Source organism: Burkholderia sp. Se-20378, assembly GCF_017104665.1.
GTDB lineage: Bacteria > Pseudomonadota > Gammaproteobacteria > Burkholderiales > Burkholderiaceae > Burkholderia > Burkholderia lata.
The window spans coordinates 1-4,272 of the sequence record NZ_JAAGPG010000628.1 but is presented as its reverse complement, the minus strand read 5'-3'; the positions used below and the strand labels follow the sequence as shown (position 1 = coordinate 4,272).

5 protein-coding genes are annotated in these 4,272 nt (G+C 67.9%); 2 read left to right on the top strand and 3 right to left on the bottom strand.

Features of this window, described 5'->3' with window-relative positions; genetic code table 11:
• A partial coding sequence (locus G3N93_RS35125; protein WP_206135028.1) for a M48 family metallopeptidase occupies positions 1 to 758 on the top strand: 758 nt, incomplete at its 5' end.
• A 108-nt stretch (positions 759 to 866) separates the two neighbouring features.
• On the opposite strand, the gene gloA is transcribed toward G3N93_RS35125, so the two are convergent.
• Positions 867 to 1,256 (bottom strand): lactoylglutathione lyase, encoded by a 390-nt coding sequence (gene gloA / locus G3N93_RS35120; protein ID WP_174940245.1) that lies wholly within the window; start codon positions 1,254 to 1,256, stop codon positions 867 to 869.
• A 377-nt stretch (positions 1,257 to 1,633) separates the two neighbouring features.
• Between gloA and G3N93_RS35115 the strand changes: the two genes are divergently transcribed.
• Positions 1,634 to 2,569, top strand: coding sequence for a DMT family transporter (locus G3N93_RS35115; RefSeq protein WP_174940243.1), 936 nt, complete (start codon positions 1,634 to 1,636; stop codon positions 2,567 to 2,569).
• Between the two features lie 94 nt (positions 2,570 to 2,663).
• Here G3N93_RS35115 and rsmA read toward each other — a convergent pair whose 3' ends face one another.
• Together rsmA and pdxA are read right to left on the bottom strand one after the other, a co-directional pair.
• Positions 2,664 to 3,491 carry a 16S rRNA (adenine(1518)-N(6)/adenine(1519)-N(6))-dimethyltransferase RsmA gene (gene rsmA, locus G3N93_RS35110; protein WP_122474319.1) on the bottom strand — a complete coding sequence of 276 codons (828 nt, stop codon included), beginning with the start codon at positions 3,489 to 3,491 and terminating at the stop codon, positions 2,664 to 2,666.
• Positions 3,492 to 3,540: 49 nt separating this feature from the next.
• On the bottom strand, positions 3,541 to 4,272 hold a 732-nt coding region (pdxA, locus tag G3N93_RS35105), incomplete at its 5' end, for a 4-hydroxythreonine-4-phosphate dehydrogenase PdxA (RefSeq protein WP_206135027.1).

The window sequence follows — 4,272 nt, the reverse complement described above, 5'->3', positions numbered from 1 at the left end:
CACCCGCCGCGCCGCTCGATCCGGGCCCGGCGCCCGACCGCTCGCGCGTGCGCACGTTCGCACTCGACAGCCGCGTGCTCGAATACCGCCTGAAGCGCTCCGCGCGCCGCACGATCGGCTTCACGATCGACGGCAGCGGGCTGTCGATCACCGCGCCGCGCTGGGTCACGCTCGCCGACATCGAAGCCGCGATCTTCGAGAAACAACGCTGGATCTTCGCGAAGCTCGCGGAGTGGAAGACGCGCACCGAGCAGCGCGCGCTGCCGCAGATCGACTGGCGCGACGGCGCGCAGCTCCCGTATCTCGGCAAGACGGTGACGATCGCGCTCGGCGCGGGCGCCGTCGCGTTCGACGCCGATGCGCTGCGGCTCTCGCTGCCGCTGCCCCTCCAGGCCGACATGCAGCAGATCAAGGATCGCGTGCAGGGCTGGCTGCAGGGCGAAGCCAAGCGGATCTTCGGCGAGCGCCTCGTCGTCTACGCGGAGAAACTCGGCGTCACGTATTCGATGTACGCGTTGTCGTCGGCCGCAACGCGCTGGGGCAGCTGCTCGAGCGACGGCAAGATCCGGCTGAACTGGCGGCTGATCCATTTCCCGATGTCGATCATCGACTACGTCGTCGCGCACGAGCTGTCGCACCTGCGCGAGATGAACCACAGCCCGGCCTTCTGGCAGACCGTCGAATCGATCTTCCCCGAGTTCCGCGAAGCGCGGCACACGCTCAAGCATCACCCGCCCGAGCTGCTGCCGTCGCTTTGACGCGCATGGCGTCGCCGCCAACGAAAAAGGGCGATGCGGGTCACCCCGCATCGCCCTTTTTTGCTGCTGCGGCGCACATCGCACGCCGCAGCCCGGCTCATCCGGCGCTCAATGCGCCTTCTTCTGGATGAACTCGATCTTGTAGCCGTCCGGATCCTCGACGAACGCGATCACGGTCGTACCGTGCTTCATCGGGCCCGCTTCGCGCGTGACCTTGCCGCCTTGCGCCTTGATCTTGTCGCAGGCCGCGTACGCGTCGTCGACTTCCAGCGCGAGGTGGCCAAAGCCGTTGCCGAGGTCGTAGGACGGGGTGTCCCAGTTGTGGGTCAGTTCGATCACCGTGTTGTTGCTTTCATCGCCGTAGCCGACGAATGCGAGCGTGAACTTGCCTTCCGGATAGTCGTCGCGGCGCAGCACCTTCATGCCGAGCAATTCGGTGTAGAACTTGATCGAGCGGTCGAGATCGCCGACTCGCAGCATCGTATGCAGCAATCGCATGTGTTGTACTCCTGTGGGGACTTTCCAGAACCGGGAACTCTACCAGAGTCGGGTGAACTTCGCCGGGGGCGCCCAGCCGGGGGCGCCTGGCCGGACGGCCAACCGGAAGCTCAAGGCCGGCGCGCGGCCGATACGGCCCGTCCGCACCGGCCAGCGCAACCGTAACGGCGGAAAACAGCACGTTCCGGCTCGCCCGGCTACCGCGCCGATCGGGTAACATCGTTCCACCCCGCACCAAAAACGGGCATCCCACACTGCCCGAACGCGACCACCACTCTCCCCTACAGCCACACTGCCGTGCGAAACCGCCGATTCGAGCGCGCCGGATGCGCGCCCCTCCCGATCCTGCAGTCACCACGAACCGGCGAGGTTCGCCGATGACCACGCTCACCGCCGCCCCCGTGCGCCGTGCGCTCGACACGCGCGCCGTCGGCCTGATGCTGCTGCTGTGCGCGATCTGGGGCTTCCAGCAGGTCGCAATCAAGAGCACGAACGCCGCGATCGCGCCGATGTTCCAGGCCGGGCTGCGCTCGGTGATCGCGGCGGTGCTGCTATGGGGCTGGGCCCGCTCGCGCGGTACGCCGCTGTTCCAGGCAGACGGCACGTTCGGCGCGGGTCTCGCGGCCGGGGCGCTGTTCGCCGGCGAATTCATCTGCGTGTTCTTCGGGCTGACGCTGACGAGTGCGTCGCACATGGCGATCTTCCTGTACACGGCGCCGTGCTTCACCGCGCTCGGCCTGCACCTGTTCGCACCGGGCGAACGATTGCAGCGCACGCAGTGGGCCGGCGTCGGCCTGGCATTCGCCGGCATCGCGCTCGCATTCGCGGACGGCTTCCTGAAGCCGCGTGCGCCCGGCGCATCGGTACTGGCCGGGCTGGCAGGCGATGCGCTCGGGATCCTCGGCGGCGCGATGTGGGCTGCGACGACGGTCGTCGTGCGCTCGACGGCGCTCGCGCGGGCGAGCGCGAGCAAGACGCTGTTCTACCAGCTCGCGGTATCGGCGGTCGTACTGGTCGCGCTGGCCGCACTGTTCGGCCAGGTGTCGTTCGCGCACGTCACGCCGGTCGCGGTGGCCAGCCTCGCATACCAGTCGGTGATCGTCGCGTTCGTCAGCTACCTGTCGTGGTTCTGGCTACTGACGCGCTACAGCGCGTCGCGGCTGTCGGTCTTCACGTTCCTGTCGCCGCTGTTCGGCGTCGCGTTCGGCGTGCTGCTGCTCGGCGAATCGGTCGGCTGGCGCTTCATGTCCGCGGCCGCGCTCGTGCTGACCGGCATCGCGCTCGTCAACGCGCCGGCACGCCGGCGGGCATGACAACCGTGCGCAACTCGCACGCATCCACGCAATAAAAAAGGCTGCCCGCCGGGCAGCCTTTTTCGCACATCCGGTCCAGCTCGCGTGCCCGGCCTCAACCGGCCTTGCGCACCGCCGCAAGCGCCTGCGCGACGCCGACGTATTCGGCCACGCTCACATCCTCCGCGCGACGCGCGAGATCGAAGCCGAGCGCGTCGAAATCGATCGTCTCGCGATAGTCGCCGAGCGTATTGCGCAGCATCTTGCGGCGCTGCGAGAACGCGGCGGTGACGACTTCGCCGAGCAGCACGGGATCGACGTCCGGCAGTTCGTGCGGCTCGTACGGAATCATCCGGACGATCGCCGAATCGACCTTCGGCGGCGGCTGGAACGATTCCGGCGGCACGTCGAGCATCTTCTCCATCACGTAGCGGTACTGCAGCATCACCGACAGACGCGAAAACGCCTTCGTGCCCGGCTCCGCGACCATCCGCTCGACGACTTCGTTCTGCAGCATGAAGTGCTGGTCGATGACCGCATCGGCGAACGTCATCAGGTGAAACAGCAGCGGGCTGGAAATGTTGTACGGCAGGTTGCCGACGATCCGCAGCGACGGCTTGTCGCCGGGCGCTGCGAGCGACCGGAAATCGAACGCGAGCGCGTCGCCCGCGTGCAGTTCGAGCAGCGCGCCGAAGCGTTGCTGCAGGCGCCCGATCAGGTCGCGGTCGAGCTCGACCGCATGCAGCGGCGACTCGGGCGTCGCGAGGCGCTCGATCAGCGGCCCGGTCAGCGCGCCGAGGCCGGGGCCGATCTCGACCATGCGCTGGCCGCGCGCGGGGCCGATCGTCGAGACGATCGAGTCGATCACGCCGTGATCGACGAGGAAGTTCTGCCCGAAGCGCTTGCGCGCGAAATGGCCTTGGTGCTGTCTGCTGTTCGACATCGACTGAGTAAAACGAAAAATACGACGAAAGAGGTAAAGCCGGGCCGCGTCAGGCCGTGCGGCGATGACGCGCCATCGTGACGGCCGTGTCGAGCGCGGCGATCATGCTGCCCGGATCCGCTCGGCCCGTGCCGGCCAGATCGAGCGCCGTGCCGTGATCGACCGATGTCCGGATGATCGGCAGCCCGAGCGTCACGTTGATGCCCTCGCCGAACGTCGCGTACTTCAGCACGGGCAGGCCCTGGTCATGGAACATCGCGAGCACGCAATCGGCATCGGCGAGATGGCGCGGCTGGAACAGCGTGTCGGCCGGATACGGGCCGCGCGCGTCGATGCCCTGCGCGTTCGCGCGGGCCAGCGCCGGCGAGATCACGTCGATCTCCTCGCGGCCGAGATAACCGTTCTCGCCCGCGTGCGGGTTCAGGCCCGTCACGAGAATGCGCGGTGCGGCCAGACCGAAGTCGCGCCGCAGGTCGCGATCGATGATCGCGAGCGTCTCGACGAGCCCGTCGATCGTGAGTGCGGCCGACACGTCCTTCAGCGGCAGATGCGTGGTCGCGAGCGCGACGCGCAGCGGCTTGTGGCCGGTACCGGCCAGCATCATCACGACACGCGGCGTATGCGTGCGATCCGCCAGGTATTCGGTATGGCCGGTGAACGGCACGCCCGCATCGTTGATCGTGCTCTTCTGCAGCGGCGCGGTGACGATCGCGTCGTACCGGCCTGCCAGTGCGCCGTCGATCGCCGCGTCGAGCAACCCGAGCACGTACGGGCCGTTCGG

Bases quoted from the DNA above. Each gene is read 5' to 3' on its own strand.
- G3N93_RS35115 (WP_174940243.1), top strand. From the start codon at position 1,634: ATGACCACGCTCACCGCCGCCCCCGTGCGCCGTGCGCTCGACACGCGC.
- rsmA (WP_122474319.1), bottom strand. From the start codon at position 3,491: ATGTCGAACAGCAGACAGCACCAAGGCCATTTCGCGCGCAAGCGCTTC.
- gloA (WP_174940245.1), bottom strand. From the start codon at position 1,256: ATGCGATTGCTGCATACGATGCTGCGAGTCGGCGATCTCGACCGCTCG.